33 protein-coding genes and 1 pseudogene are annotated in these 25,073 nt (G+C 39.3%); 26 read left to right on the forward strand and 8 right to left on the reverse strand.

Going from position 1 to position 25,073, the window contains the following annotated elements:
• Nucleotides 1-287, forward strand: a 287-nt coding sequence (locus K1I44_RS13135) for a transposase (protein WP_219986407.1), incomplete at its 5' end; no start/stop codon positions are given.
• A pseudogene (locus K1I44_RS13140) lies at nt 223-1,311 on the forward strand (carboxypeptidase M32); the annotation flags it as partial. The gene K1I44_RS13135 and the pseudogene K1I44_RS13140, both read left to right, overlap by 65 nt.
• Nucleotides 1,312-1,336: 25 nt before the next feature.
• On the opposite strand, the gene K1I44_RS13145 reads toward K1I44_RS13140, so the two are convergent.
• The 4 genes from K1I44_RS13145 to K1I44_RS13160 all read right to left on the reverse strand — a co-directional run bounded on the left by K1I44_RS13145 (nt 1,337) and on the right by K1I44_RS13160 (nt 4,346).
• Nucleotides 1,337-2,986, reverse strand: coding sequence for a b(o/a)3-type cytochrome-c oxidase subunit 1 (locus K1I44_RS13145; protein WP_219986408.1), 1,650 nt, complete (start codon nt 2,984-2,986; stop codon nt 1,337-1,339).
• The gene (locus K1I44_RS13150) at nt 2,983-3,456 is read right to left on the reverse strand and encodes a cytochrome c oxidase subunit II (RefSeq protein ID WP_003396064.1); all 474 of its coding nucleotides are present in this window, start codon (nt 3,454-3,456) and stop codon (nt 2,983-2,985) included. The genes K1I44_RS13145 and K1I44_RS13150 overlap by 4 nt, the downstream gene beginning before the upstream one ends.
• A 21-nt stretch (nt 3,457-3,477) precedes the next feature.
• A complete protein-coding gene (locus tag K1I44_RS13155) occupies nt 3,478-3,627 on the reverse strand; it encodes a cytochrome c oxidase subunit 2A (RefSeq protein WP_003396066.1) in 150 nt (49 codons plus the stop codon).
• Nucleotides 3,628-3,890: 263 nt separating this feature from the next.
• A complete protein-coding gene (locus K1I44_RS13160) occupies nt 3,891-4,346 on the reverse strand; it encodes a chemotaxis protein CheX (protein WP_219986409.1) in 456 nt (151 codons plus the stop codon).
• 259 nt (nt 4,347-4,605) lie between these two features.
• Between K1I44_RS13160 and K1I44_RS13165 the strand changes: the two genes are divergently transcribed.
• The 10 genes from K1I44_RS13165 (at nt 4,606) to K1I44_RS13210 (ending at nt 12,188) form a co-directional block, all read left to right on the forward strand.
• Nucleotides 4,606-5,673 (forward strand): type III polyketide synthase, encoded by a 1,068-nt coding sequence (locus K1I44_RS13165; protein ID WP_219986410.1) that lies wholly within the window; start codon nt 4,606-4,608, stop codon nt 5,671-5,673.
• The gene (locus tag K1I44_RS13170; RefSeq protein WP_003396070.1) at nt 5,670-6,176 is read left to right on the forward strand and encodes an isoprenylcysteine carboxyl methyltransferase family protein; all 507 of its coding nucleotides are present in this window, start codon (nt 5,670-5,672) and stop codon (nt 6,174-6,176) included. The genes K1I44_RS13165 and K1I44_RS13170 overlap by 4 nt, the downstream gene beginning before the upstream one ends.
• A gap of 73 nt (nt 6,177-6,249) precedes the next feature.
• On the forward strand, nt 6,250-9,876 hold the full coding sequence (locus K1I44_RS13175; RefSeq protein WP_219986411.1) for a dynamin family protein: 3,627 nt from the start codon (nt 6,250-6,252) through the stop codon (nt 9,874-9,876).
• A complete protein-coding gene (locus tag K1I44_RS13180) occupies nt 9,869-10,141 on the forward strand; it encodes a YpbS family protein (protein WP_003396074.1) in 273 nt (90 codons plus the stop codon). The genes K1I44_RS13175 and K1I44_RS13180 overlap by 8 nt, the downstream gene beginning before the upstream one ends.
• A gap of 53 nt (nt 10,142-10,194) precedes the next feature.
• Complete coding sequence (locus tag K1I44_RS13185) at nt 10,195-10,335, forward strand: hypothetical protein (RefSeq protein WP_003396076.1); 141 nt, start codon at nt 10,195-10,197, stop codon at nt 10,333-10,335.
• 44 nt (nt 10,336-10,379) lie between these two features.
• On the forward strand, nt 10,380-10,901 hold the full coding sequence (locus tag K1I44_RS13190) for a TlpA family protein disulfide reductase (protein ID WP_219986412.1): 522 nt from the start codon (nt 10,380-10,382) through the stop codon (nt 10,899-10,901).
• A gap of 80 nt (nt 10,902-10,981) precedes the next feature.
• On the forward strand, nt 10,982-11,113 hold the full coding sequence (locus K1I44_RS13195) for an FbpB family small basic protein (protein WP_003396080.1): 132 nt from the start codon (nt 10,982-10,984) through the stop codon (nt 11,111-11,113).
• Nucleotides 11,114-11,147: 34 nt separating this feature from the next.
• Nucleotides 11,148-11,291 (forward strand): acid-soluble spore protein N, encoded by a 144-nt coding sequence (locus K1I44_RS13200; protein ID WP_003396082.1) that lies wholly within the window; start codon nt 11,148-11,150, stop codon nt 11,289-11,291.
• A gap of 128 nt (nt 11,292-11,419) precedes the next feature.
• The gene (gene tlp, locus K1I44_RS13205) at nt 11,420-11,647 is read left to right on the forward strand and encodes a small acid-soluble spore protein Tlp (protein ID WP_003396084.1); all 228 of its coding nucleotides are present in this window, start codon (nt 11,420-11,422) and stop codon (nt 11,645-11,647) included.
• A 121-nt stretch (nt 11,648-11,768) separates the two neighbouring features.
• Nucleotides 11,769-12,188: an acyl-CoA thioesterase gene (locus K1I44_RS13210; RefSeq protein WP_003396085.1), complete on the forward strand. Its 420-nt coding sequence runs from the start codon at nt 11,769-11,771 to the stop codon at nt 12,186-12,188.
• Between the two features lie 24 nt (nt 12,189-12,212).
• On the opposite strand, the gene K1I44_RS13215 is transcribed toward K1I44_RS13210, so the two are convergent.
• Entirely contained in the window at nt 12,213-12,500 is a 288-nt protein-coding gene (locus tag K1I44_RS13215; RefSeq protein WP_003396087.1) for a HesB/YadR/YfhF family protein, read from the reverse strand.
• Between the two features lie 320 nt (nt 12,501-12,820).
• On the opposite strand from K1I44_RS13215, the gene K1I44_RS13220 reads away from it, so the two are divergent.
• The 7 genes from K1I44_RS13220 (at nt 12,821) to K1I44_RS13250 (ending at nt 18,472) form a co-directional block, all read left to right on the forward strand.
• On the forward strand, nt 12,821-13,759 hold the full coding sequence (locus K1I44_RS13220) for a magnesium transporter CorA family protein (RefSeq protein ID WP_003396089.1): 939 nt from the start codon (nt 12,821-12,823) through the stop codon (nt 13,757-13,759).
• 148 nt (nt 13,760-13,907) lie between these two features.
• On the forward strand, nt 13,908-15,344 hold the full coding sequence (locus tag K1I44_RS13225; RefSeq protein ID WP_219986413.1) for an NAD(P)/FAD-dependent oxidoreductase: 1,437 nt from the start codon (nt 13,908-13,910) through the stop codon (nt 15,342-15,344).
• A gap of 127 nt (nt 15,345-15,471) precedes the next feature.
• Nucleotides 15,472-16,461 carry a biotin synthase BioB gene (bioB, locus tag K1I44_RS13230; RefSeq protein WP_219986414.1) on the forward strand — a complete coding sequence of 330 codons (990 nt, stop codon included), beginning with the start codon at nt 15,472-15,474 and terminating at the stop codon, nt 16,459-16,461.
• Between the two features lie 83 nt (nt 16,462-16,544).
• Nucleotides 16,545-16,739: a hypothetical protein gene (locus tag K1I44_RS13235; RefSeq protein ID WP_003396097.1), complete on the forward strand. Its 195-nt coding sequence runs from the start codon at nt 16,545-16,547 to the stop codon at nt 16,737-16,739.
• A gap of 234 nt (nt 16,740-16,973) precedes the next feature.
• Nucleotides 16,974-17,147 (forward strand): YozD family protein, encoded by a 174-nt coding sequence (locus tag K1I44_RS13240; protein WP_003396099.1) that lies wholly within the window; start codon nt 16,974-16,976, stop codon nt 17,145-17,147.
• A 93-nt stretch (nt 17,148-17,240) separates the two neighbouring features.
• Nucleotides 17,241-18,011, forward strand: coding sequence for a sporulation protein (locus tag K1I44_RS13245; RefSeq protein WP_003396101.1), 771 nt, complete (start codon nt 17,241-17,243; stop codon nt 18,009-18,011).
• A 152-nt stretch (nt 18,012-18,163) separates the two neighbouring features.
• Nucleotides 18,164-18,472 carry a hypothetical protein gene (locus K1I44_RS13250; RefSeq protein WP_080629240.1) on the forward strand — a complete coding sequence of 103 codons (309 nt, stop codon included), beginning with the start codon at nt 18,164-18,166 and terminating at the stop codon, nt 18,470-18,472.
• A 101-nt stretch (nt 18,473-18,573) separates the two neighbouring features.
• On the opposite strand, the gene K1I44_RS15420 is transcribed toward K1I44_RS13250, so the two are convergent.
• Entirely contained in the window at nt 18,574-18,699 is a 126-nt protein-coding gene (locus tag K1I44_RS15420) for a hypothetical protein (RefSeq protein ID WP_003398676.1), read from the reverse strand.
• 79 nt (nt 18,700-18,778) lie between these two features.
• Between K1I44_RS15420 and K1I44_RS13255 the strand changes: the two genes are divergently transcribed.
• The 3 genes from K1I44_RS13255 to K1I44_RS13265 all read left to right on the forward strand — a co-directional run bounded on the left by K1I44_RS13255 (nt 18,779) and on the right by K1I44_RS13265 (nt 20,827).
• Nucleotides 18,779-19,141 (forward strand): hypothetical protein, encoded by a 363-nt coding sequence (locus tag K1I44_RS13255; RefSeq protein ID WP_003398677.1) that lies wholly within the window; start codon nt 18,779-18,781, stop codon nt 19,139-19,141.
• Nucleotides 19,142-19,246: 105 nt separating this feature from the next.
• Nucleotides 19,247-19,951: a purine-nucleoside phosphorylase gene (gene deoD / locus K1I44_RS13260; protein WP_003398678.1), complete on the forward strand. Its 705-nt coding sequence runs from the start codon at nt 19,247-19,249 to the stop codon at nt 19,949-19,951.
• Between the two features lie 69 nt (nt 19,952-20,020).
• Nucleotides 20,021-20,827, forward strand: a complete 807-nt coding sequence (locus tag K1I44_RS13265; RefSeq protein WP_003398679.1) for a M15 family metallopeptidase — start codon at nt 20,021-20,023, stop codon at nt 20,825-20,827.
• 2 nt (nt 20,828-20,829) lie between these two features.
• Here K1I44_RS13265 and K1I44_RS13270 read toward each other — a convergent pair whose 3' ends face one another.
• Nucleotides 20,830-21,099, reverse strand: a complete 270-nt coding sequence (locus tag K1I44_RS13270; RefSeq protein WP_003398680.1) for a hypothetical protein — start codon at nt 21,097-21,099, stop codon at nt 20,830-20,832.
• A gap of 145 nt (nt 21,100-21,244) precedes the next feature.
• Nucleotides 21,245-22,555, reverse strand: a complete 1,311-nt coding sequence (locus K1I44_RS13275; protein WP_219986415.1) for a Na+/H+ antiporter family protein — start codon at nt 22,553-22,555, stop codon at nt 21,245-21,247.
• Nucleotides 22,556-22,782: 227 nt separating this feature from the next.
• Here K1I44_RS13275 and K1I44_RS13280 point away from each other — a divergent pair, with 227 nt between their 5' ends.
• The 4 genes from K1I44_RS13280 to K1I44_RS13295 all read left to right on the forward strand — a co-directional run bounded on the left by K1I44_RS13280 (nt 22,783) and on the right by K1I44_RS13295 (nt 24,915).
• Complete coding sequence (locus K1I44_RS13280) at nt 22,783-23,646, forward strand: cation diffusion facilitator family transporter (protein ID WP_003398682.1); 864 nt, start codon at nt 22,783-22,785, stop codon at nt 23,644-23,646.
• Nucleotides 23,647-23,667: 21 nt separating this feature from the next.
• Nucleotides 23,668-24,567 (forward strand): EamA family transporter RarD, encoded by a 900-nt coding sequence (gene rarD / locus K1I44_RS13285; protein WP_219986416.1) that lies wholly within the window; start codon nt 23,668-23,670, stop codon nt 24,565-24,567.
• Between the two features lie 105 nt (nt 24,568-24,672).
• Nucleotides 24,673-24,777, forward strand: a complete 105-nt coding sequence (locus K1I44_RS13290) for a YjcZ family sporulation protein (RefSeq protein WP_003398684.1) — start codon at nt 24,673-24,675, stop codon at nt 24,775-24,777.
• A gap of 24 nt (nt 24,778-24,801) precedes the next feature.
• A complete protein-coding gene (locus K1I44_RS13295; protein ID WP_003398685.1) occupies nt 24,802-24,915 on the forward strand; it encodes a YjcZ family sporulation protein in 114 nt (37 codons plus the stop codon).
• Nucleotides 24,916-25,073: the final 158 nt, after the last annotated feature.

A 25,073-nucleotide genomic window follows, 5' to 3' on the forward strand; every position in this document is an offset into this window, starting at 1 on the left:
ATCGATTCATCGTGCTTGTGTTGGACAACGCGCGTATTCATTATGCCAAGATGGTGCGAGCATTCCTTGATAGTCAAGAAGGTGCTACTTTTCACTTTATCTTTTTGCCACCGTATTCCCCACAGTTAAACCCTATTGAACGGCTATGGAAGTGGCTAAAAGATGAAGTCATTGCTAACGTCTTGCATAGAGATCAAAAAGACATCGCCCAGTCGATTACTCGGTTTGAACAGCACGTCTTACAGCACCCAGATGAGGTGTTACGCCGCATCGGGTGTGCTGCGTGAATCAGAGGTTAAAATGTCAATTTGGATGTATATAGATGATGTGTTTTCAAAATTACGTGATCATATTGTTCCGCTTGTTCAACAAATTTGCGAGTCCCGTCACAAACCGGACACGAGCTTTTTATTTCAACCATTTCCGAAAGAAAAGCAAAGAGCATTTAGTTTAGCGCTTTTAAAAGAGCTAGGTTACGACTTTGACGCAGGGCGGCTAGATGAAACTGTGCATCCTTTTGCTATTACATTAAATGATGGAGACGTCCGAATTACAACGAAATATGACGAAAATGATTTCCGAACAGCTGTATTTGGTACAATTCACGAATGTGGTCATGCCCTTTATGAACAACATATTTCTAAAGAACTGGCAGGGACACCATTGTACGATGGAACGTCAATGGGGATTCATGAATCACAATCGCTATTTTATGAAAACTTTATTGCTCGTCATTATTCATTTTGGAAGCGATATTATAGTTTATTACAACAACACGCTTCGCACTTCTCACATGTTTCATTAGACGATTTTTATCGTGCAATTAATGAGTCGAAACCGTCTCTTATTCGCATTGAAGCTGATGAACTGACGTATCCATTACACATTATTGTTCGATATGAAATGGAAAAAGCGTTGTTTGATGACGCCATTGAAGTGAAAGATTTACCATATATTTGGAACGAAAAATACGAAGCGTATTTAGGTATTCGTCCAGAGCGTGATGCGGAAGGAATTCTTCAAGATGTGCATTGGGCTGGAGGAAGTTTCGGTTATTTTCCATCGTATGCGCTTGGATATATGTACGCGGCACAGTTTAAACACACAATGGAGAAAGAGCTACCATTTGATCAGTTGCTTGAAAATGGGGAACTTGTTCGTATTCGAGAATGGCTTACAAAACATGTTCACCAATTCGGAAAGACGAAAAAACCGCTCGATATTTTACATGAAGTAACCGGGGAAGGTCTAAATCCGATCTACTTAATCCAATACTTAGAAGAAAAATATAAACATATTTATCGATTATAAAAAACCGGGCGAGTGCCCGGTTTTTTTACCAAAGTTTAAATCCTTTTGATCCAGGAGGTGCATTTTGGATCATATCAATAAACGGAACGGTATATGCGATTAAAATAAGGACAACCGCAATGCCAATCCATAATTTCCAGTTTTCGAATACAAGAGGTGTACGTTCGGCTTGCTCAGCAACTTCTGCCACAGGGAACTCCGTTTCACCTTTTGGTGCGAAAAATGCTAAGTTTGTAACGATAATGAGCACGAGAATAATACCGATAAACAAGATCGTTCCTCCAACAGCTTGAGCGATTTGATAAGGGATCCACTCAAGCGCTTGTGGCGCATCACCGTATGTCGAAAACGCTGAACGACGTGGGGCACCGAGTAGTCCTGCAAAATGCATAGCACTAGACATAAAGATCATACCGATAGACCAAACAATTGTTTGAATGATCGCCAAACGGTTCATCGCTTTTGTCATGACACGTCCCGTTAAGTGCGGGATGAGCCAATATGCTGCGCCAAAAAATGTCAACACAACTGTTGTAGCTAACGTTAAATGGAAGTGACCAGTTACCCAAATTGTGTTATGAACGACTTGGTTTAATTGGTGTGATGCGTTTACAAGACCACCAGCACCGGCAGGGATAAAGAACAACATACCGATAAATGGTGCAAAGAAGCGGGCATCACCCCATGGTAATTTTCGTAACCATCCGAATAATCCTGTCGCTCCTTTTGAGCGCCCATACATTTCAAATGTTGCAAACATCGAAAACGCGGTCATGAGTGATGGAATAACGACCATAAACGTTAAGACAACTTGTAAGTATTTCCAAGCTGGATCGATTCCAGGTTCCACGAGTTGATGGTGGAAACCGACAGGAATCGAGAAAATTAAGAATAAAATGAACGACATGCGAGCAAGTGAGTCAGAAAACATTTTTCCGCCAATAATTTTTGGGATAATCGCATACCAAATCATATATGCAGGCAATAACCAGAAATAGACGAGCGGGTGACCAAAGTACCAGAACAATGTTCGGCTCACAAGTACGTTAATGCGATCGACGTAGCCTAATGACCAAGGGATAAGTTGGAACAATACAGTTGCCGCTACACCGAGCGAGCAAATGAGCCATAAAATCATATTCACAACAGACATAAATGTAAGTAGTGGGCTCACTTGACCCGGATGGGCTTTTTTCCATTTCGCATAATGAGCAAACATTGCAAAGCCGCTAATCCAACTACCAACAATGACAAGTGTTAAACCGATATAAAATCCTGCATGTGCTTGTAGAGGTGCATAAAACGTATATAAAACAGAAGCTTCACCAATTAAAATGTAAAATGCAGTAATGGCTGTGCCGATTGTCATGAGCCAAAAGCCGACCCAACCCCAAAAACGAACGCGATCAGAAAGTGTTCCAGCCGTACGGCTTACAGCAGCAAATTGAAAACCAATGATAAAGAATGTAGTTAAAACGAGTCCAAGTAATACACCGTGGGTTGTTAAAATCGTATAATAGCTAATGCCTGCCGGTAATTCAAATTTTCCTGAGCGTACGAGCACTTGTAATAAACCAGCGAGTCCCCCTAATGCAAGGGCAACGAAAGCGACATAAATATGGGCCATTGCTAATTTGCCATCACGAGCGTCTACTTTCCATGTTCCGTTCATCATTGTTCAACCACCTTCACTTTCGCCGTCATTAAATGGTGACCGGCTCCGCAATATTCGTTACATAAAACAACGTACTCACCAACTTTATCGAACGTTTGCGTATAGCTGCTTACATAGCCTGGTTCAACCATCATGTTTACGTTTGTCCCCGCTATCTCAAATCCGTGGATGACGTCTTTTGTTGCTACGTTAATCGTCACCTTTGCACCTTTCGGAATTTCTACTTGATTTGGTATATAAGCAAACGCAGAAGCAACAATATTTAGCTGATATTCGTTATCTCCTGTTTTGACAAGGCCTGGCTGATCAAATGGCGGCGTTTGGTCTACTTTTTCTGGGTCGATCGTTGTTAAACAGCTTGGTGGCTGTGTGCCTTGTGCAAATGCACCGACGCCTAAGACAGCTAGAAATACGAATAGTGAACCGATGCCGAAAAATAGCCAGATTTTTTCATACTTATGCATGTGCATAACGTCCCGTCTCCTTTCTCTCTATAAACGATTTAAAAACAAGAAATACACGCTTACCCACGTGAAAATAAGGAAAAATCCTAAAAACAAAACGGAAGCAAGCGTTCCTTTTAATGTAGGTTCTTTCTCCACTTTCGTTTTTGGTGTGTTTGTGTTTAATTGCGTTTTCATCTTCATCCCCCCTTCCTAAATAAACCTTAAATAGAAATGTATACACTTACATCATACAAAACAATTTGTGAAATGAAACGCTTTCTTGACATGTTTCACAAATTGTTCATTCGTTACTTTATCATCATCATAACCGTAAAAATAAGGTATAGCTGTGACTTTTGTCACATGAATTTTGTGAGGTTGTGAAAAAAGTGTGAAATATTTAGAAAAAGATGGATGTTAAATAAAAAACGAAGCTTACAGGCGCAAGCTTCGTTCATTCACTCATTATCAATTGTTAAAATAAGTTGTAATTCCCCTTTGTTCTCAAAGTAGATTGGTACACGAAAAGCTTTATCAAAGCCGTAAATTTTTGTTTGGCCAACGAGGACGGTTGGAGGTGTAATATCGATTGTAATTCCTTTTTGGGATACGATTGTAGCCAAGTTTCCTGCGATCATATTACCGAGTTCACTTGTAAATGATTCGAGCATTTCTCCTTCCAATGGCATGCCGAACATCGTTTCTCCAATGTTTCCGAACATCGTTTCATGCCCTTCACTGATCAGACGTCCGCGTAAATCTCCCGTCATCCCAATCAATACGCTAATGGATGTTTGTGTGAAAGGTTGAGTAAACAATGAAGGTTTGTCGATTGTCATCGTTAGCGGAATGACAGATCGAATAGACTCGATCGTTCCGTTTAAAATCGTTGTAATTTTTTCACCTAACGCCATAAAAAGACCCCCTTTTTCTTCATCATAACAAAATTTTTGTTTCAATTACATCATTTTTCGACAAATACAGACAAAGAAAACATAAAAAACATAGTGACGAAACAATAAATTGCGTTATAATGAAAGTGCACAACAACATACCTCCTTTCAAAACGTCGAAAGCTTTCCTCCTAGCTGCATTGAGGAAAGCTTTTCTATTTCATAAGTATAAATTTTATTTATAGGAAAAATATTATCATTATCGAGAGGAGGGAAATGTATGCCAAAGATTGTTGCAGTTGAACTAGCTCAACTTCCATACCGTGTGTCGCAAAAGGAAGTAATGCATACAGTAAAAAATCTTTTTCGTGATCGTTATGAACAGATTGACCGTTTACTATCTATTTTTGAAAACGACCATATTCAAACAAGAACGTTTGTGCAACCATTAGATTGGTATACGACAGTTCATTCATTCGCGGAAAAAAATGCAAAGTATATTGAATGTGCTGTTCGATACGGAAAAGAAGCGATTGAGCGCTGCTTACGTAGCAAAAATATTCCTTTTGAAGAGATTGAAGCAATTTTTTACATTTCCACAACAGGAATGGCGACACCGAGCATTGAAGCGAAAATGATGAATGAGCTTCCTTTTTCTGTGCATACAAAACGCATTCCGATATGGGGGCTCGGATGTGCGGGTGGGGCAGCCGGGCTCGCTCGAGCAGTAGATTACTGTCGGGCCTATCCAGAGGCGAAAGTGCTCGTTGTTGCAGTAGAATTTTGTAGTTTAACATTCCAGCTTGATGATGTTTCAAAAAGCAACCTCATCGGTACATCGCTATTTGCGGATGGAGTAGCTTGCGTATGTGTTGTAGGGGATGATGTACAGAAATGGCATACAGCTCCTTGCGTGCTCGATATGCAAACAACGTTTATGCGCAACACAGAAAACGTTATGGGGTGGGATATAAAAGATCAAGGTTTTTATGTCGTGTTTTCTAAGCATATTCCGACAATGATTCGTCAATCAGTTGGTGAAATCGTCCAATCATTTTTAAAACAAAATGGGGTTGATCTGACGCAAATGGAACATTTTATTGTGCATCCAGGCGGTAAAAAAGTGCTTGATGCTTATCAAGATTGTTTACATATTAGTGAAGATCGGTTAACCCATGCTATGTCTGTTTTGCGAGAGTACGGAAACATGTCGTCCGTAACTGTACTTGCTGTTTTAAAGCGCTTTTTACAACAATCGATGACGCAAGAAGGGTACGGTTTAATGATGGCTATGGGGCCGGGATTTAGTTGTGAGCTTTTATTGCTTAAATGGGGAGATGTAAGATGAGATGGGTACTGTTTTTTCTTTTAATTATTCAAAGAATTTCGGAATTATGCTGGGCAAAAAGAAATGAACATTGGATGAAGAGGAGGGGGGCGTTAGAATTTGGACAAAATCACTATAAATATATGGTAGGTATGCACAGCTTATTTTTTATTTCGCTTCTGCTTGAAGGAATGCGTAAACGTCCGTCACCATTATGGTCTATTTTGCTTAAAATATTTATTGTTTTACAGCTGTTTCGTCTTTGGACTATTGCTTCACTTGGACGGTATTGGAATACAAAAATCATCGTATTGCCAGAAGCGGAACGGATACAGAAAGGACCGTATCGGTGGTTACGCCATCCGAATTACTTTGTCGTTGTGTTCGAATTAATTATTATTCCGCTTATGTTTCAAGCGTATTGGACGGCTGCCATCTTCACTATATGTAACGCATACTTACTATCCGTTCGTATTCGCGCAGAGGAGCGTGCGTTATGTTTGTTAAAATCCCCTAGTCAGTAGGGGATTTTTATGTATTTTTTTTGTGAACTACAGTAAAATGGAGGTAGATTTTTAAAAAGGGGTATGGGAAAGAATGCAAATGACAAAAGCAGAATCGCTACAACAATGGGTATATCGCCTCATCGCACTTCATGATCAATTTGTCAAGATCGGAGGGATTGTGCAAGCGAATCAAACAAAGCAATTAATAAAAAAAGTGTATCATGGAGAGTTTACCATTGCTTTTTGTGGACATTTTTCTGCCGGGAAATCTAGTTTAATTAATGAATTAGTTGGTGTCCCACTTTTACCGTCTAGCCCAATTCCAACGAGTGCTAATCTAGTGAAGGTGAAGGCGGGTGAGCCATATGCACGCGTGTATTACAAACATAGTGAGCCGATTGAATACGCCGCTCCTTATGACTATGAAGAAGTAAAAACGTTTTGCCGGGACGGCGATGCGATTGATATGATTGAGATTAGTCAAGAAACAGATGCGATTCCATCTGGAATTGTACTGATGGATACGCCAGGAATTGATTCAACAGACGATGCGCATCGTTTGGCAACAGAGTCCGCCCTCCATTTAGCGGACGTGATTTTTTATGTAATGGATTACAATCATGTTCAAGCTGAGCTAAACTTCGAGTTTACAAAACGATTATCACAGTATGGAAAAACGTTATACTTAATTGTGAATCAAATCGATAAACATCGCGACGAAGAGCTTTCGTTTTCACAGTTTGCTCGTTCTGTTGACGAGGCATTTCAGCAATGGGGCGTCACATTTGAACGTATTTTTTATACGTCTCTGAAACAAAAGGAGCATGTATATAATGAGTTCGAGTCGTTAAAACAATTGTTGCGGTCGCTTTTTCGTGAAAAAAACGATCGGCTTCAACAAAGTATACATATTGCAGTGAAGCAAATCATTGATGACTATATGCAAACGTTGACAGCTCAACAAGCAGAAGAGGAACAAAACATTCGTCAATCGCTTTCATTTAAGAACGATCGTGAGCTTCTCGAAAAAATCGAAGAGATGGAGAATATGATTGATCACATAAAAAAAACGTGGTCAAATGCGAGACAGCAATTTGAGCAACAGTTAGCAACTATACTAGATAATGCATATGTGATGCCTTATGAAACGCGGGAGCATGCGCGCGCCTATTTAGAAGCGTGCCAACCAGATTTTAAAGTCGGTTTTTTATTTACAAAACAAAAGACGGAAGAAGAACGTAAAAGGCGATTGCGTGCCTTCTACGAGAATTTGCATCGTAACATTGAAAGTCAGTTGGAATGGCATGTTCGGGACCTACTAAAACAGTTTTATCAACGATACGATATTCACGATCATGAGTTGTTGCATCGCATGCAACAACTTACTATCCCACTTTCTGAGCAATGGATCATTGAGCGAAAGCCAAATCAACCGCTTATCACAGGAGATTATGTGCTCACTTATACGAACGACATAGCAAATGAAATGAAACGATTGTATCGTGACGTAGCACTTCAACTGATAGATCATATGATCGAAAGAGGAAAAAAACAACAGAAGTTGAATGTGTATGAACGACAACTCAATCAGCTGACTCAGGAGCGTTCGGTTTGGGAACAATTAGAACAACTTGCGCGTCAACGCGAACATATTCAGCAGCAATTACAGAACGCCATCGCGACCGCGAAACCGCTAAGCGATGATGCTATTGTTCCATTTGTTCATGAAACATTTACGAAACGAATAGGGAGTCAAAGAAAAGAAAATGTTTCGTACACATTTGAAACGGTGACAGAAGAACGCTTCATCCAAACGGCGCAACTAGCGAACGAGACAGTAGAACAAATGATTGGAAAATTGCGTACTGTTAGTGAAATGATTGCTCCACTTGAAGGATTAAAGCAGCTAGCAAAAGAAATGAACGAGAAAGTTCAACAACTTCAACAACGGACGTTTACGATCGCTTTGTTTGGAGCTTTTAGCGCTGGAAAATCTTCGTTTGCTAATGCGTTGATAGGCGAACACGTCTTGCCTGTTTCGCCACATCCAACAACGGCAACGATTAATAAAATTGTTCCACCGACAGATGAATATCCACATGGAACCGTTGTGGTACAAGTAAAAACGGAACAACAGCTTTTAAACGATTTGCAACATTCCCTCCGCTTTTTCGGTGTGCAAGTTCATTCATTGCAAGAAGCGATCGAAGAAAGCGAAAAGGCGATTCGTAATCATGCTGTTGACGCAAAAGAACGCGTGCATTGGGCGTTTTTACAAGCCGTCGTTCGCGGTTATGGGCAAATGAAGAAAAATCTTGGTCAGTTGCTTACAATCTCGTTTCAGCAATTTCACGAGTATGTGGCGAATGAAACAAAGTCATGCTTTGTCGAATGGATCGAATTATATTATGACTGTCCGTTAACTCGTGAAAACATTATTCTCGTTGATACACCGGGCGCGGATTCTGTAAATGCTCGTCATACAGGGGTTGCATTTAACTACATTAAAAACGCAGACGCAATTTTCTTCGTCACGTATTATAATCACGCTTTTTCGAAAGCGGATCGCGAGTTTTTAATTCAGCTTGGTCGCGTAAAAGATACGTTTAGTTTAGATAAGATGTTTTTCATTATTAATGCAGCGGATTTAGCTCACACAAAAGAGGAATTACAAGCCGTCGTTCGTTACGTTAACGATCAGCTTCTCCAATTTGGAATTCGACATCCGCGTCTTTTCTCGTTATCGAGCAAGTGGGCGCTCGCAGAGAAGAATGGAGATACGTGGAAACATGATGTGCTATCCAATTCGGGGATGAGCACGTTTGAACAGGCGTTTTATCCATTCATTCATCATGAGATTGGCTCATTAGCGATCGCTTCCGCTCGCTTGCAAATGAAACAAGCTCGTCAACGGTTAGGAGAATACATTGCAGAAGCGAAGCAAAGCGATGATATGAAACGTAAAAAGCTACAAATATTACAACAAGAGCAACAACAACTTGAACAGATCATTGAACAATATGAGCCGGCTCATGATGTTCATGCAATTGAACAAGAGTTAGATGAGTTAGTTTATTATATTCAACAGCGTATTTTTTTCCGTTTGCCAGACTGGTTTAAAGAGTCATTTAATCCTTCCGTTCTTCATGATCGGCAAGCAAATATAAAAAGAGCATTGCAGTTATGTTTAGACGAGTTTTTATATTCGATTGGATTCGACTTAGCACAGGAAATGCGCGCAACTAGTTTGCGAATGGAATCATTTATGAACAAACGTTATGATCTTCATTTTATGGCGTTAGAGAAACAATGGAAACAAGTACATGATCTCATTGTAACGAAAGTGGATCTTCCTAGTTTTCCGACGATCGAATTTCCACTCGCACTAGAACAACTCGATCGAAACATATTTAAAAAAGCGCTAACGTTGTACAAAAATGCAAAATCTTTTTTTGAAAAAGATGAAAAACGATACATGAAAGAAGAATTAGAAAAACAATTACGTGAACCGATTGCCGCGTATATAGATGAGCAAAAGCAACGACTGGTGGCTCATTATTCTACACAATGGACTACAGCAATGAATCGTTTGCATCGTCATATGCGCGAACAAATGAATGAACATTTTAAAGGATTAGTTGCCGCGTTAACTGCCCAGGCACCAATTGATGAGTTACAACATATTTACGATATGATTGGAGGAATGGATGATGAGTGAGGTTCACCAAGCTATTACAGCGCATTCAAAAAAACAGCACGCCCTCATTCGTACGTTTGTCGAGCTAGATGCTAAACGGGAGGCGTACATTGAGGAAGCAGTCGCTTTATGTCAACGAGGTGAGACGTTTTCGGTGCGTAACATTAATGAAGTGACAAAACAAATAAATGAGCTAGCTAAAAACGGAATCGTTCCGCAGAGAAAATATGTGACCGTTGACATGGTAAAGGAATATGTCCAAAAATTAAATGGTAAGTCGTTATAGTGCAAATCGTCCCATTCGCACATACTATCCTTGAATAAAAGGGAGGTGAGGGAATGGGACGAACAAAGCTAGGGAATGCAAACGCCCAACGAAACAATAACGCAAAACAAAAAAACGACTTAAATAACGAATTTGCTTCATATGCTGAAGTGGAAGTAAAGAAAATGAGCAATGAGCATAAAAATATTCGATAAGGCGCGCATATGCGCCTTTTTTGAGGAGCTAAACGAAATGGAGGATGACGATGAAAAAGTGGATCGCTATCATTGTCTTATTCGTTTTTTTTGCATACATGCTTTGGGAACATATGATAGAAAGACAAACGGTCACAACTGGTATTCAAATCGGTATGAAGGCGCCCGATTTTTCTTTAGAAACGATCGATGGAAAAACAGTTCAACTCTCACAATTTCATGGAAAAATAGTTATTGTGAACTTTTGGGCAACATGGTGTCCGCCATGTCGAGCAGAAATGCCAGACATGCAAACGTTTTACGAAAAGTATCATAACCAAGTAGAAATTGTAGCTGTCAATGTGATGGTGAGAGATTCACGGGAAAAAGTCAGCCAGTTCATAAAAGATTATCGCTTAACTTTCCCCGTCGTGCTAGATGTCGATGGACATGTCATGAAGCAATATGAGATTCAACCGATTCCGACATCGTTTATTATCGACCGACAAGGAATGATTCGGGAAAAACAAATCGGGCCAATGTCATATGAGCAAATGGTGCAATATGTAGAGAAATGGGGGAAATAGCCGAGAAGTCGGCTATTTTTTGTATACTTTTCATTATGTTTGGAAAAGATAGAAAAAAATAAAAAGTAGGTGAGTGAGCGATGCGAAAAATAAGAAAGCGGACATTCGCAGAACTTGTGATGGAAAATAAAAGACAACTATTGAACGATGCGAACGCATTAGAAAAATTGGAAGAGAAAATGGAAACGCGTTGGCTTCATAAAGCAGAGTAATAAAGCCATACTATAAGGGAGGGGGGATGAATAAATGGGTAACCCAAAAAGCAATCAACAGCCATTTGTACCGCAACATATTGGAACAAAACCACGAGCGGCAGGCGGCAACAAGGGGAAGCAAATGCAAGATCAATCTGGTCAGCATCCACAAGTCATTCAGACAAAAGGGGAGTGAGGGCGAGTACTCGCCCTCATTTAAAGTTTACATAACTATATTATAGTAAATAAAATAATGTGTATAACATAAAAAAAAACGCACACGATAAATGGTGTACATTTCACTTTGATGAGGAGGATGACAAGATGAAACGAAATTATGATGATCGTCGCGATAATGTCGAGAAATTACAGGACATGGTACAAAACACGCTCGAAAATATCGAAAAAGCGGAAGAAACGATGGCGTTCGCTAGCCCAGAAGAACGAGAAAAAATTAAGGAAAAAAATGAGCGTCGTGAACAAGCGATTGAGGCAATGAGAGCGGAGATTAAAGACGAAGCGAGGGCACGGGAAAGAGGATATGAATTGTAAAAAGCCGCATCTGTGCGGCTTTTTACATGCTATAATCAATTTCGCGTGTGTACGTTTCTGCTTTGTTATGTTTATGGTAAAATGAAGATAAAGTATCGTTAGACTCGGAGAGTGAGAAAAGATGATGGTTTCGCAGAAAGAAATTGAAGTTCGCTACGCAGAAACAGATCAGATGGGAGTTGTTTATCATGCGAATTATGTCATTTGGTTAGAAATTGGACGAGCTCATTTTATTCAACAGCTCGGGTTTCAATATGCAGATATGGAAAGAAGGGGAATTGTATCTCCCGTCATCGATTTGCAAATTTCTTATAAAAAGCCATTGCGTTATGGAGAAACAGCAACGATCAAAACATGGGTAGAATCATATGACGGCATTCGAGTCGTTTATGGATATGAAGTATTAACGTCAACAAACGAAATTGCTGCCACAGCCACTTCAAAACATGTTTGCGTGACAAAGGAAACGTTTCAGCCTGTTTTAATTAGAAAATATTTTCCTGACTGGCATGAAGCGTACGAGCGTGCAAAAAAGAGATAAAGCGGGGACCCCCGCTTTATCTTTTTATTTGTATGTAAATACTGGCTCGTTTTGTTTTTCGTCAAACTCAATATGCAAATCATGGCCGTCGAAATACCAAGTATCATTTTGTTCAATAAAGAAAACGATCCCATCTTTTGCTAACGTCACTGCGGCATCGATTGGCTTTTCCTTATTCACCCCTAAAGAGAAACCTTTTTGTACAGTGCTACAACCACCATATCGAGCGAAAAAGCGAACGAAGTCCCCCCGTTGTAGTTGAAGCTCTTCTTTGTACCACTGAAATGCTTGATCGCACATGTGTATATTCATTATGTTCACCATCCTTTATAAACAATTATAGAAGAACAAAAAACATTTTTCTATTTTAGACGCTTCATTCGAGAAAAAATAAAAAAGTAACTATACAAATGGTGGCAAAACATGTATCATTAATCCGTAATGAACATGAAAGCGAAAGGAGTGACAGTTCCGTTATGAGCAGGGCGAGTACAAATGAACCAGAACCAGCAATAATAGAGGAAGTAGCTTCGTTTTTTGGCGCTGGAACGTACTGCTCACGAACGAAACAGGCGCTCCAACGACAAAAAAGCGGCGCTTACCTCTTGTAGATCAGATAGGGGGGTTACGCCATGATGAATATGTATTTGTCAAATGAACAAGGAAAATTAGAAGAAATTCATGAGTTGAAAAACGGGTGTTGGGTAAATCTCGTATCTCCAACAGAAAGCGAAATTCGCTATATTGCGGAGCATCTTAATATTCCGATCGATTCAATTAAAGATGCGCTTGATGATGAAGAACGTTCACGGATTGAGAAAGAAGACAATCACGTACTGATCATTGTTGATATTCCGATTATTACGTATGACGAGGGAAACATTCCAACGTATGAAACGATTCCGATTGGGATGATTATTACAAATACATGTTTTATTACGGTTTGTCTTCAAGAAAATCCAATTTTTGAAGAGTTCACAAAAAATAAAGTGAAAAACTTTTATACGTATATGAAAACGCGTTTTGCTTTGCAAATGTTATATATGATTTCAACATATTATTTAAGATATTTAAAACAAATTAATCGCAAAACAAGTGAAATTGAAAAACAGCTACATCAGTCGATGCAAAATAAAGAGTTATTTTCTTTGCTTAGTTTAGAAAAGAGTCTTGTTTATTTTACTACATCGTTAAAAGCGAACAATATTGTGATGGAACGGTTGCTTCGGTTAAACTATTTACGTATGTATGAAGACGATCAAGAATTGTTAGAAGATGTTATCATTGAAAATAAACAAGCAATCGAGATGACGGAAGTATATAGTAGCATTTTAAGTGGGATGATGGATGCGTTCGCTTCTGTTATTTCAAACAATTTGAATATCGTAATGAAATTTTTAGCTGCGATTACGATCGTCATTTCCTTCCCAACAATGGTGACGAGTTTCTATGGAATGAACGTCCCGATTCCGTATCAAGATAAACCGTATGCTTATTTAGTTGCTTTAGGTGTTTCGATAGCCTTTTCAAGTATTACAGCGTTTGTTTTTTGGAAGAAGCGTTATTTTTAATGGAACGGTATACACCGTTCTTTTTTTTTATGCGAAATAAACACGAACATTTAAATGATTATAATTAAAAAAAGATCGTTTTTTATTGACTGTAAAAGGATCTTCTAGTATATTAACATTCGGAAAAAGAAAAGGTGAGGGATGAATAATGAACAATCGTTATGATGTGATCGTCGTTGGTGCTGGTCCGACAGGAATTTTTACTTGTTATGAATTGACATTAAAATTGCCAGGAGCACGCGTGCTGCTTGTTGATAAAGGACACGATATTTATAAACGGAATTGCCCGATTTTGCAGAAAAAGATTGAGAAATGCCCGCCGCCAGTTGGGAAAAAAGATTATGCAGGTTGCTTGCCAGCTTGTTCGATTACGAACGGATTTGGAGGAGCAGGTGCTTATTCGGACGGCAAGTTTAACATTACGAGTGAGTTTGGTGGTTGGATGACCGATTATTTGCCTGCCTCGGTTGTGTTAGAACTCATTCGTTATGTTGACGACATTAATTTAAAGCACGGTGCGACTCATGCGCTTACAGATCCACTTACTGATGAAGTGCGGGAAATCGAAAAACGCGCCTATGCTGCTGGATTGAAGTTGCTACGTGCTCAAGTTCGCCATCTCGGCACAGAACAAAACTTAGAAATTTTAAAGAGCATATATGAATATTTGCGAAACCATATTGATATGATGTTTAAGGTGGAAGTCAGTGATATTGTAACTGAAAAGATACACGGTGCGAATCACGTCAAAGGTATTCAATTGAAAAATGGAGACGTGCTTTATGCTGATCGGATCGTTATTGCTCCTGGACGTGATGGTTCCGCTTGGCTAACGAATATATTGAAGCGTCGCGGATTGAAAATGATAAATAATCAAGTTGATATTGGTGTTCGAGTGGAAACGTCTAATGTAGTGATGGAGGAAATTAATAAGCATTTATATGAAGGTAAGTTTATTTTTAACACATCCGTAGGGACGCAAGTTCGGACTTTTTGCAGCAATCCGTCCGGTCATGTTGTTGTTGAAAATCATTCCGGTATTATGCTTGCAAACGGTCATGCGTATAAAGATCCAAAGTTAGGAAGCAGCAACACAAACTTTGCTCTTCTTGTCTCTCATAAATTTTCTGATCCATTCGATCAACCGAATGAATATGCTCATCAAATTTCTCGTTTAGCTAATGCGCTATCTAATGGTGGCATTATTGTACAAAAATATGGAGACATTTTAAAAGGTAGACGTTCAACTGAAAAACGAATTAAAGAAGGATTTATCGAACCGACGTTAAAAGAAGCTGTTCCGGGGGATTTAGGGCTTGTCCTTCCATATAATACAATGAAAAGTTTAATTGAGATGACAGAAGCGCTAAATGATGTTACTCCAGGTATTGCTTCAGAACATACGCTCTTTTATGGCGTTGAAGCGAAGTTTTATTCCGCACGTCCAAAGTTAAACGAACGTTTTGAAACGGAAATCTCAGGATTATATGTTGGAGGAGATGGTGCAGGGATTACACGTGGACTTGCGCAGGCAGGAGCGTGTGGAGTATGGATTGCCAGAAATATTGTCGAAACGTTTTTATAATCTATGAAGTGAAATTTCTAGCGAGACGTTCTCGCTAGTTTTTTTGTTAACTAACAAAAAAATGTTGTTGACATATATAGATCGATCGAATACGATTATTGGTAATTAGAAGTAAAGGGGGAGAACAATGGATTGGTTATTATTAGCTGACCGTGTATTGGCTGGGGGGGAAATTACAGACGATGAAGCGCTCTCGATATTAAATTGTCCGGATGAAGAGCTGTTATTATTGCTGCAAGGTGCGTATCGTATTCGTAAAACGTATTACGGAAATAAAGTGAAATTAAATATGATTATGAACGCGAAATCAGGATTGTGTCCAGAAAACTGTGGGTATTGTTCGCAATCTGCCATATCTAAAGCCTCTGTTCCGACATATAAAATGGTCAACAAGGATGAAATTTTACAAGGAGCAAAACGAGCGTACGAAGCGAAAATAGGAACATATTGTATTGTCGCAAGCGGAAGAGGACCGAGTGATAAGGAAATCGATATTGTTGTATCTGCGGTGAAAGAAATTAAGGAAATGTACGGTTTAAAAGTATGTGCTTGTTTAGGGATATTAAAACCTGAGCAAGCGTTGCGGTTAAAAGAAGCAGGTGTTGATCGATACAACCATAATATTAATACATCCAAAGAGCATCACCCGTACATTACGACTTCCCATACATACGATGATCGGGTACGTACGGTAGAAACGGTCAAAGAAGCGGGGATGTCCCCATGTTCTGGCGTCATTATCGGTATGAAAGAAACAAAGCAAGATGTCATTGCGATGGCGAGAAGCTTAAAAGCACTAGACGCAGACTCAATCCCTGTTAATTTTCTTCATGCGATCGATGGAACGCCGTTAGCAGGGACAAAAGAATTAAACCCTCGCTATTGTTTGAAAGTGCTCGCGCTGTTTCGTTATATGAATCCAACGAAAGAAATTCGCATTTCCGGAGGGAGAGAGGTAAATTTACGCAGTTTACAACCGTTCGGTTTATATGCTGCAAACTCTATTTTTGTTGGAGATTATTTAACGACAGCTGGACAAGAAAAACATGCTGATTTTCAAATGTTAGAGGATTTAGGATTTGATGTTGACTTTGCTCCAGCATCTTATGCGATATAAAAAAGCCGACGTTGTGTGTCGGCTTTTTTATATGTACATATACTATTACTAATCATCATGTTTAACATTGGAGTGACATTCATGTGATATCAAGGAAATTTGAAAATGAGCGGCTGCGCCGGAAACAAGAAGAACGAGAGATTATTGATGGGTTATTAGATATTTATAACGACTATAAATGGTTGTACGACCGATTTGGCGATGAACAGTATAAGCAAATGATGGAGCAAATTGTCGAGCAGCTTAAAAAATTTACAAAGCGGAAACGACGCGAATAAAAATTATAAATATTTCCATACCACATACATGAAATAAGGAACACAAAAAAAGATGATGCTATAAAATAATGTATTCGTGATCGTTCCCATCCATCGATCGATTCGTTCATCCATAAGCTTGTCCTCCGTTTCTTTTTACTTTCAACGTATGTGTATATAACGGCAAATATACATAAAAAACGGATGACATAAGTGAATGATTTTCTCATAACATAATACAAAGGGGGCGATATTGTGAAAGAAATTGAAGTGGTTATCGATACGGAAGAAATTGCAGAGTTCTTTTACAATGAACTTGTTCGAAGGGGCTTTGTTCCGACGGAATGCGAAATTGAAGAAATAGCAGATATTATGTTTGATTATTTAATTGAAAAATGTATTATTGACGAGGAAATGGTTGATGAATAAAACGGCGGTCGTTCCGTCGTTTTTTATTTGAAACATTTTCTTTTTTCGTTCGTATGACATATAGGAAATGAAAAATAAGAGGAGGCTATTTTTATGGGCTTATTCAACAAAGTGTTAGCAAGTATTGGAATTGGTGCAGCGAAGGTAGATACAAAATTGTATGAGTCACAATTATCGCTTGGTGAACGTATGACAGGAATCGTTGAGGTGACAGGTGGGAGCATAGATCAACAGATTGATGATATATATTTATCCCTTTGTGCCACATATACGAAGGAAGTCGATGATCGAAAAGTGACGAAACATGCAATTATTGAAAAGTGGAAAATCGCTCAGTCCTTTGTCATTCGTGCCGGAGAAAAGAAAGAGTTTCCGTTTTCTTTTTCTCTTCCGCTTGATACACCGATCACAGTTGGAAAAGCAAGAGTATGGTTGCACACGGGACTTGACATAAAAAATGCGATTGACCCAACGGACGAAGATTATATTCGTGTTCAACCTAACCGAGTGATGAATGCGGTATTTCAAGTGATGGAAAACTTGGGATTCCGATTGAAAGAAGCCGAATGTAAAGAAGCTCCTTATCGTATTCGTAAGCGACTTCCTTTTGTTCAAGAGTTTGAGTTTGTACCAGTTCGAGGAGAATTTCATGGGAAGCTTGATGAAGTGGAAATCATTTTTTTTGCCCAAGGGACAAATGCGTTTGAATTGCTTATTCAAGTGGATCGACGTGCGCGTGGGCTGGCTGGGTTGTTTGCGGAAGCACTCGATTTAGATGAGACGTTCATTCGCGTGACGATTAATGAACAGCACATCCAAACATTACAAACAGATCTTGCTTCACTCATTCGACGATACGCTTAAAAAGACTGGGAGCCCCCAGTCTTTTTTATGTATAATTATGTCGGAACTTTATATATATTCGACAAAAATAGTAAAAAAATGAAAAAGGAATCGACAAAACGAATCGCTAATAGTTACAAAAAGAAAAAAGGGAGTGGATATTGGTGATTCGGATGTTTATGGAGAAAATATTAAAATCAACGCAATGTTATGATGTAACGCTTTTTCAAACCCCGCAATTTGGTCAAATAAAAGGGTACCGCCAAGTATATCGCTTAACAGTAAACGGAGAAGATCACGATGACGTATTAGCAGAAGTTTATCGAATGTTTAACGTTCCTGATCTAGTGCCGAAAGATTATGATGCGCGCTACGTAGGGACAGGCGACATCTTGCTTATTGACGAAGGGAGATATGGACAATTTTTTTATCGCCTAAGCCCAGATGGATGGGAGCGTATTCACCGTATGCATGTGCGATAAAAAATGTCTTTAAATGTTCACAAAATTGTGCTATATTGTATATAGACAATTAGCACAAGGTTAGAGTATGATAAATATTTCCCCTTGTGCAAACAAGGGGATTATTTTTTTCGTTTTTCTGCACTATACTCTTTATCGTGTGCTTCAGCTTCGGCGGTCAATATTTCCTTTGGAACATGATTATTTTTCTTTGGGCTATTGATACGATTGCGGTGTTTTTTTCCCAATTGGAACCCTCCTTTACATCAAGTTACTTATTAACATCGACAAGATGGCAAAAAATATACATATGAGGTGGGATGAGCAATGTTTGCATTCATTGTTTCTGCGGTCATCGGGGTTATTGCGATCTTCTGTTCATTGTTTATTAAATTTGAGCTAGAGCGGCTCATTGGACGGAGAAAAAAAATTTTCCTTCTTCATTTCGCTAACATTAGTATAACTAACGTTGTTATTGCAAGCGCTTACTATGTATTTAGCGGCATGTTCGAAACAAACGCACATCCGTTTTATCTCATTTATTTAGCTTCTTTAGAAGCGATGTTGCCAATTTACGTTGTTTGTTACCTCATGTATGAACATTATGAGCAAGCAAAGAAAAAATATGTTGTTAGTGAAGATAAAAAAGTTTTATACGTGAAGCCGAAGTATTTTCGGAAAATATCTTGAGGGGGTTCCCCTCTTTTTTTGTACATGAAAAACAATACTTTAGCGAAACATAGGAGTGTGGTATAGTATATATGCAAGAATGGACAGAAGAAGGAGGATAAAAAAATGAGTGTTCATATTGGTGCAAAAGAGCATGACATCGCGGATAAAATTTTGCTTCCTGGGGATCCGCTTCGCGCAAAATATATTGCCGAAACGTTTTTAGAAGGGGCGACTTGCTATAATCAAGTTCGAGGAATGCTTGGATTTACTGGTACATATAAAGGGCATCGTATTTCCGTTCAAGGAACAGGGATGGGGGTTCCGTCCATCTCTATCTATATTACTGAACTGATGCAAAGCTACAATGTTCAAACATTAATTCGCGTTGGAACATGTGGGGCGATCCAGAAAGATGTCAAAGTTCGTGATGTCATTTTAGCGATGGCATCTTCAACCGATTCCCAAATGAATCGTATGACATTCGGAGGCATTGATTATGCTCCAACGGCTAACTTTGACTTGCTGAAAACAGCATATGAAATTGGAAAAGAAAAAGGATTGCAACTAAAAGTTGGAAGTGTCTTTACAGCCGACATGTTTTACAATGAAAATGCGCAATTTGAAAAGCTAGCCCGTTACGGCGTGTTAGCGGTAGAAATGGAAACGACAGCACTTTACACTCTAGCTGCTAAATTCGGTCGCAAAGCGTTGTCAGTATTAACGGTAAGTGATCACATTTTAACAGGAGAAGAGACAACGGCTGAAGAACGACAAACGACGTTCAATGAAATGATTGAGGTTGCGCTTGAAACGGCTATCCGTCAATAAGTAAATAATTAGAAAGCTCCTGTGGATTACTTTCCGCGGAGCTTTCTTCCATTCGTGAGGGAGAAAGAGATGAAAAAATGGTTATATTGTTTTGTTATGGTCGTTAGTGGCTGTCAATCGTCTGGATTGTATGAGCAAGAACAAAAACCTAGTCCCCCTATACAAGTCGAACAGCCGGCACGATCGTCTGAAACGCCAGCGCCGTCTTCTGAAGCGGAGGTACAAGAGGAGCTCGTACTTGAAGAACGGTTTTGGAACCAGATTGAAGTGCAAAATGGGATAAAAGTCATTACTAATCCGGACAACATATTAGCCCTAGTAAATAAGGAGCAACAATTGCCAGCTAACTACAAACCGGCTGACTTAGTCATCCCAAATGTTCCGTTTACGTTTAAAGAGACAAATGTCGAAAAACGTTATATGCGCGCAGAAGCGGCCAAGGCGTTAGAAGCAATGTTTACAGCAGCAAAAAAACAACAAATCACGTTGTATGCAGTGTCGGGTTATCGTTCGTATGAGCGGCAACAACAATTGTTCTCCTCTGAAGTTCAACGATTAGGAGAAGAAAAGGCCGTCGTTGCTGTTGCGATGCCTGGAAAAAGTGAACATCAAACAGGATTAGCGATCGATATTACAAGTCCAAGCGTTCAATATGCGATAACACCTGCATTTGGCGATACATTAGAAGGAAAATGGGTAGCCGAGCACGCGCATGAATTTGGTTTCATTATTCGCTACCCGAAAGGAAAAGAACATATAACAAAATACCAGTATGAGCCTTGGCATTTGCGTTATGTCGGTGAAAAAGCTGCCAAAGTCATTTATGAGAAACAAATTACGCTAGAGGAGTACTTTCAAATCGTAAAGAAAATATGAGACTACAAACAGTGGAGAACACGATATCGTTTAAATAGGTAAGCCAGTTTTTTAGACACGTAAATATATAATTCAGATTGATATACAGCAGTTAGCGCTTTACGCAAATGCAGTCGTTTTACAAATAAGTCAATTTGGCGTTTCGCATATTTCGTCGCTTGATGTTGTGAAATAATTTGTTTTTTCTTAATTTTTAATTCGATCTCTGCCAATAATGAGTTGGAAAAGTGGAGGATCGCTGCCTCTGTTTGACCGATAAATTGTGAAATCATCGTTTCAATCCCTCCTCTGTGCATATTTACAAAATTGAAATATACTTTACAATACATTAACATATTTCTTTTGAAAAAAATGTCGGAATGCGCGAAAATGTTTCGACAAAAAAGGAGCTACCGTGAAAGTAGCTCCTTTTTATACTTATAGTACGATGGCCGCGATCCATGCGAAAATAATAACGGGAATATTGTAGTGAATAAATGTTGGAACACATGTATCCCAAATATGGTGATGTTGACCATCAACATTTAAACCGGATGTTGGACCGAGCGTGCTATCTGAGGCGGGTGATCCTGCATCACCAAGCGCGCCCGCCGCGCCAATAATCGCAATGGTTGCCATTGGGCTAAGCCCAAGCTTCATACAAAGCGGAACAAAAATGGTCGCGATAATTGGGACGGTAGAAAATGAAGACCCGATTCCCATCGTAATGAGCAGCCCGACAATTAACATAAGTAATGCACCAAGCGCCACGTTATGCCCAATAAGAGAAGCTGCTTGTTCAACAAGTTTCTCAATATGCCCGGTTTGTTTTAATACGTTAGCAAAACCTGAGGCGCTTAACATAACAAATCCAATAAATGCCATCATGCGCATTCCGTCTGTTAATAAACGATCGCTTTCTGCTAAACGAATACATCCGCTGAAGTAGATGACGACGATTCCCGCGAATGCGCCAAAAATCATGGAATCGAGCAGAAGTTGAACAGTTAAGGCGACCATGACAGCGACGATCGCAAACCACACCCCACGTTGTTGAAACGATTGCGTGTCTTCACTTTCTAGGTTTACTTGTTTATATACACGCGGTTTTCGGTACGTGAACAAAGCGATAAGTAAACCAGTAGTCATTCCGAGCGAAGGTAAAAACATCGCCTTTGGAATATCTGATTTTGTAACGACTAGGCCACCTTGAGCCATATTTGTTTGCACAATATCATGAAAGATCGCCCCAAATCCGGTAGGTAACCACATATATGGGGTAATTAAACCAAATGTAATGATTGATGCGACTAACCGACGATCCACATGTAGTTCATTTAAGACGTGCAAAAGTGACGGAATCAAAATAGGAATAAACGCAATATGAATTGGAATTAAGTTTTGTGAAAAACAGGACATGAGTAAAATAACGAGAAGAACAAGCGCTTTGGAATATTGTTTTCTTTTTCCTTCCCCTTGTCTTCCAACCGTTTTTATAATGATATGAACTATAGCGTTCGGTAAGCCAGTTTTCGAAATAGCGATGGCAAAGCCGCCTAACAATGCATAACTTAACGCTACTTCGGCGCTATTTCCTAATCCTTCTGAAAACACTTCTACCGTTTTAGAAAGGCCGAGCTTGCCGAGCCATCCTCCTACTAACGATGCAATTAATAAAGAAAGCACAACATTCATTCGCATTAAGCTAAGAATAAGCATGACGAGTACTGAGACGATAACAGCGTTCATAATCGTGACCTCCATAAATACTTTAGTTTGATAAATTGGTAGAGTGATGAAACACTAAACAATCTATCATATATACGGATCGGTCGTCAATAATAAAATTGGTCAAGGGCAATGTTATTGCATGTTTGCTATTGTTCTTCAATGAACCAATTTTGTTGCTATAGACCCACACGATGTACGCTTGGTACAATGTTAACGCAAAAATGATTGAGAAGTTGGTGGAGCATATGACACAAATGAAGCCTGAGATGGGGGCATGGGTAAGCATTGGTGCTTATATTGTTTTATCTTTAACTAAGTTGTACGTCGGATATATGTCAAGTTCTGAAGCATTAAAAGCAGATGGGTGGAATAATTTTACTGATATTCTTGCTTCTACCGCCATTTTAATTGGATTACTCATCGCAAAAAAACCTCGTGATGATAACCATCCGTATGGCCATTCGCGTGCAGAACATATTTCTTCTTTAATCGCAGCGTTTATTATGATGTCTATCGGATTAGACGTATTAGTAAACGCCGTGCAAACGTTGAAGGAAGGGGAGTATGTAAAGCCGGATTTAGTGGCAGTATGGACGGCTGGCGCTTCAGCCGTATTTATGTTTGCCGTATATATGTTCAATAAGCGTTTAGCTATCGTCACAAATAGCCAAGCGCTTGCCGCTGCTGCCAAAGATCATTTGTCCGATGTACTTGTTAGTGTAGGAACCATTGTTGGTGTGATAGGTGCCCAGTTACATATGCGTTGGCTCGACCCTGTCACCGCTTTTGTTATTGGATTTATCATTTGCAAGACCGCATGGGGCATTTTTAAAGAGGCGTCTCATACGTTGACGGATGGGTTTGATGACAAAACGCTACAAAAGTATAAACAGGACATTGAGCATATTGACGGCGTGGAGCAGGTGGTAGATATTAAGGGGAGAATGTATGGCAATGATGTTGTCATAGACGTTATTATTTGTGTCGCCCCACATTTAAATGTTGTAACAAGTCACGACATTGCGGATCAAGTTGAGCGTTTGCTTGAACAAAAATATGGCGTTGTTTATGCTCATGTGCATATTGAGCCGTATGAGCATGAGGATTGAGATGAAGGAAGGAGCTGCAAAATGGAAAATAAAAAACTTGGCACGATCTATGCCTTGCTCGCTTATGTATTGTGGGGAATATTGCCTTTGTATTGGAAATTACTCGAACATATCGAGGCGAAGGAAATTTTATCTTATCGTATTGTTGCTTCGTTTTTTTTTATGATTGCGTTGTTGATCGTTCAAAAAAGTTGGTCTACATTTTTGCATACATGTCGATTGTTATGGCGAGAAAAAAAGCGTGCCATCGCTTTAATCGTTGCATCGCTACTTATTAGCGTTAATTGGTTTATTTACATATGGGCTGTCAACCATAATCATATGATTGAAGCAAGTTTAGGATATTATATGAATCCATTGTTAAACGTATTGTTAGGTGTCGTTGTATTAAAAGAGCGTCTTTACAAATGGCAAGCCGTATCGTTTATTCTAGCAGCTGTTGGAGTTTTGCTTATGACGATTGAATATGGAAAAATTCCATGGGTTGCGCTTTCGCTTGCCTGTAGCTTTGCGCTATATAGTCTTGTGAAAAAAGTGATTTCGATTGACGCAACAATTGGTTTGACTGTTGAGACGATGCTTGTGACTCCTTTTGCGCTCATATTCATTATACACTCGTTTGGACAGCTACACGTTGCTTCTTTTTCGTTTGCAACGATGTTATTGCTTGTAGGGGCTGGTCCGGCGACTGCCTTGCCCCTTTTATATTTTGCCAAGGGGGCTCAGCATATTTCGTTAACCCTTTTAGGATTTTTGCAATATATTTCACCAACGTTAAGTTTACTTCTTGGTGTGTTTTTGTTCCATGAGCCGTTTACAAATGCTCATGTATATGCATTTAGCTGCATTTGGACTGCCTTGCTTTTATTTTCACTTTCTAGTACACGGGAAAGACGAAGGGGAAAATCATTAAACATGTAAAGGATGTCTGTAGGGCAGGCGTGTTTTTCACCCATTTTTCAAAAAACCCTAACCTTTTTCTTAACAACTGAATAGGTTGTTAGTACAAGAAGGAGGTGTCAAAAGATGAGTGGAGGACATCATCACGGCGGAGGCTTTGCGTTAATCGTTGTATTGTTCATTTTGTTAATCATTGTTGGTAGTGCTTATATGGGTGGCTGGGGATATTAATGAAACAGTAAAGGGGGAAACGTTATGTACGGATATGGCTGTGGATATGGATATGGATACCCAGGATACGGAAAAACATTTGTGCTCATCGTTGTGTTGTTTATCTTACTCATTATTGTCGGTGCGGCTTGGTGCTAAAGATAAAAGCAAGAGGGACATCACCTCTTGCTTCAGACTGTTGAAAAACGATTTTGTCAAGGACAAAATCGTTTTTCTTTTGTTAATATGTTAAAGGAAAACTATGAAGAAGGAGAGGTAGAAGTATGTACCGTCCTTTCTCCAAGTCAGAATTGAAA

It is taken from the genome of Anoxybacillus sp. ST4 (assembly GCF_019448545.1).
GTDB lineage: Bacteria > Bacillota > Bacilli > Bacillales > Anoxybacillaceae > Anoxybacillus > Anoxybacillus pushchinoensis.

Coding starts and splice junctions, on each gene's coding strand:
- K1I44_RS13170 (WP_003396070.1), top strand. CDS start 5,670: ATGAGATGGGTACTGTTTTTTCTTTTAATTATTCAAAGAATTTCGGAA.
- K1I44_RS13180 (WP_003396074.1), top strand. CDS start 9,869: ATGAGTGAGGTTCACCAAGCTATTACAGCGCATTCAAAAAAACAGCAC.
- K1I44_RS13150 (WP_003396064.1), bottom strand. CDS start 3,456: ATGCACATGCATAAGTATGAAAAAATCTGGCTATTTTTCGGCATCGGT.
- K1I44_RS13265 (WP_003398679.1), top strand. CDS start 20,021: ATGAAAAAATGGTTATATTGTTTTGTTATGGTCGTTAGTGGCTGTCAA.
- bioB (WP_219986414.1), top strand. CDS start 15,472: ATGGATTGGTTATTATTAGCTGACCGTGTATTGGCTGGGGGGGAAATT.
- K1I44_RS13210 (WP_003396085.1), top strand. CDS start 11,769: ATGATGGTTTCGCAGAAAGAAATTGAAGTTCGCTACGCAGAAACAGAT.
- K1I44_RS13245 (WP_003396101.1), top strand. CDS start 17,241: ATGGGCTTATTCAACAAAGTGTTAGCAAGTATTGGAATTGGTGCAGCG.
- K1I44_RS13200 (WP_003396082.1), top strand. CDS start 11,148: ATGGGTAACCCAAAAAGCAATCAACAGCCATTTGTACCGCAACATATT.
- K1I44_RS13250 (WP_080629240.1), top strand. CDS start 18,164: ATGTTTATGGAGAAAATATTAAAATCAACGCAATGTTATGATGTAACG.
- K1I44_RS13185 (WP_003396076.1), top strand. CDS start 10,195: ATGGGACGAACAAAGCTAGGGAATGCAAACGCCCAACGAAACAATAAC.
- K1I44_RS13145 (WP_219986408.1), bottom strand. CDS start 2,986: ATGATGAACGGAACATGGAAAGTAGACGCTCGTGATGGCAAATTAGCA.
- tlp (WP_003396084.1), top strand. CDS start 11,420: ATGAAACGAAATTATGATGATCGTCGCGATAATGTCGAGAAATTACAG.
- K1I44_RS13155 (WP_003396066.1), bottom strand. CDS start 3,627: ATGAAAACGCAATTAAACACAAACACACCAAAAACGAAAGTGGAGAAA.
- K1I44_RS13280 (WP_003398682.1), top strand. CDS start 22,783: ATGACACAAATGAAGCCTGAGATGGGGGCATGGGTAAGCATTGGTGCT.
- K1I44_RS13290 (WP_003398684.1), top strand. CDS start 24,673: ATGAGTGGAGGACATCATCACGGCGGAGGCTTTGCGTTAATCGTTGTA.
- K1I44_RS13215 (WP_003396087.1), bottom strand. CDS start 12,500: ATGAATATACACATGTGCGATCAAGCATTTCAGTGGTACAAAGAAGAG.
- K1I44_RS13195 (WP_003396080.1), top strand. CDS start 10,982: ATGCGAAAAATAAGAAAGCGGACATTCGCAGAACTTGTGATGGAAAAT.
- K1I44_RS13160 (WP_219986409.1), bottom strand. CDS start 4,346: ATGGCGTTAGGTGAAAAAATTACAACGATTTTAAACGGAACGATCGAG.
- K1I44_RS13225 (WP_219986413.1), top strand. CDS start 13,908: ATGAACAATCGTTATGATGTGATCGTCGTTGGTGCTGGTCCGACAGGA.
- rarD (WP_219986416.1), top strand. CDS start 23,668: ATGGAAAATAAAAAACTTGGCACGATCTATGCCTTGCTCGCTTATGTA.
- K1I44_RS13220 (WP_003396089.1), top strand. CDS start 12,821: ATGATGAATATGTATTTGTCAAATGAACAAGGAAAATTAGAAGAAATT.
- K1I44_RS13190 (WP_219986412.1), top strand. CDS start 10,380: ATGACGATGAAAAAGTGGATCGCTATCATTGTCTTATTCGTTTTTTTT.
- K1I44_RS13175 (WP_219986411.1), top strand. CDS start 6,250: ATGCAAATGACAAAAGCAGAATCGCTACAACAATGGGTATATCGCCTC.
- K1I44_RS13165 (WP_219986410.1), top strand. CDS start 4,606: ATGCCAAAGATTGTTGCAGTTGAACTAGCTCAACTTCCATACCGTGTG.
- deoD (WP_003398678.1), top strand. CDS start 19,247: ATGAGTGTTCATATTGGTGCAAAAGAGCATGACATCGCGGATAAAATT.
- K1I44_RS13255 (WP_003398677.1), top strand. CDS start 18,779: ATGTTTGCATTCATTGTTTCTGCGGTCATCGGGGTTATTGCGATCTTC.
- K1I44_RS13270 (WP_003398680.1), bottom strand. CDS start 21,099: ATGATTTCACAATTTATCGGTCAAACAGAGGCAGCGATCCTCCACTTT.
- K1I44_RS13295 (WP_003398685.1), top strand. CDS start 24,802: ATGTACGGATATGGCTGTGGATATGGATATGGATACCCAGGATACGGA.
- K1I44_RS13275 (WP_219986415.1), bottom strand. CDS start 22,555: ATGAACGCTGTTATCGTCTCAGTACTCGTCATGCTTATTCTTAGCTTA.